Annotated in this window: 1 pseudogene; it reads right to left on the bottom strand. The window is 35.2% G+C overall.

Features of this window, described 5'->3' with window-relative positions:
* Positions 1-1,172 (bottom strand): annotated as a pseudogene (gene aap / locus HMPREF3058_RS06235) (accumulation-associated protein Aap); the annotation flags it as partial.

Genomic DNA, 1,172 nt, shown 5'->3' with positions numbered 1-1,172 from the left:
TTTCTGTACCTGGGGCTAAGTTTGGATCAAATTCACGTTTCTTATTAAATGGTATTTCCTTAGTTGATATAATTGGATCTCCATCGACTGCTTTAGGAGTGTATGTCAATGTTGCACCATCTAAATCAGCTCTCATAACGCCACTTGCGTATGTACCACTATTACCATTTCCATATTGACTTGATGTAACTAAAAAATTGTAACTATCAGTTGGACTCAATCCTAATTCAGATAACGTAGCCGTCCAAGTTTTACCAGCATAAGTAGCTGTAAAAGTTTGATTTGAAGCATTATATTTCAAATTAACATTATTTAATTTTTGACCATGGAATTTACCATCTAAATCATTAGTAGTATTATCTGCGTAGTTAAGAAAATCTGTTGATGGAGTACCTGATCCTACTTTAGAAGTATTACCTTGGGAGTCATTTTTAACAAATGTCCCATACCCTCTATAGCCTTGACCAGCTTGTTTCTGTATTTTATCTAATGGATCGTTATTATAATATCCTGTATCAATTCTGAAACCAGCTGCACTAGGTGTACCTTTTTCACGTAAGATACCACCGTTTTTTAGGAAATCATCCCCATCTTTCTTGCTGAACATAAAGCCCCAACCATCTGCACCAGTTGTATTACTTTGACGATTGTTTGCTACTCTAATGTTAAAGTCGAAATCTTTATCAAAACTAACTTGATTTTTAAATTGAACTGCACCAGCTGTTGTTGTACCAGGTGGCTGTCCATAATTATATCTCGTTAAATTTGTCGCATTTAAATCTGTAGGATTACTTTCGATATCTACTCTACCGTAAAAATCGTAATTATCTCTACCTTTAACCGTAGTTGGCGGTATATCTATTGTATTTTTAGTGTTATTGGATGAACTATCAGCAGGCATGCTTAATAAGGACATAAACGGAGAACTATAATTTAAATTCACAGGTTCTGAAGTTGTAGGTTCTATTTTACTGTCAGTGTTTGGTTGTGATGATTGTAATTCCTCGTTTTTAGAAACAGCAGGGATATCTTCTTTTCTAGCTAGGTCATTTCTTGTAGGGGCTTCTGAAAATTGTGTTTGTGTATCATTATCTGAATTAGCTTTGATAGTTGGAACATTCGGTGCTTCTGCATTGCCTCCTTCTTCTGTCTTCGTTGGCTCAGATTGAGGT

The organism is Staphylococcus sp. HMSC068G11, from assembly GCF_001815825.1.
Taxonomy (GTDB): domain Bacteria; phylum Bacillota; class Bacilli; order Staphylococcales; family Staphylococcaceae; genus Staphylococcus; species Staphylococcus epidermidis.
The sequence above is the reverse complement of the archived record's forward strand: the minus strand, read 5'-3'. Positions and strand labels throughout refer to the sequence as shown.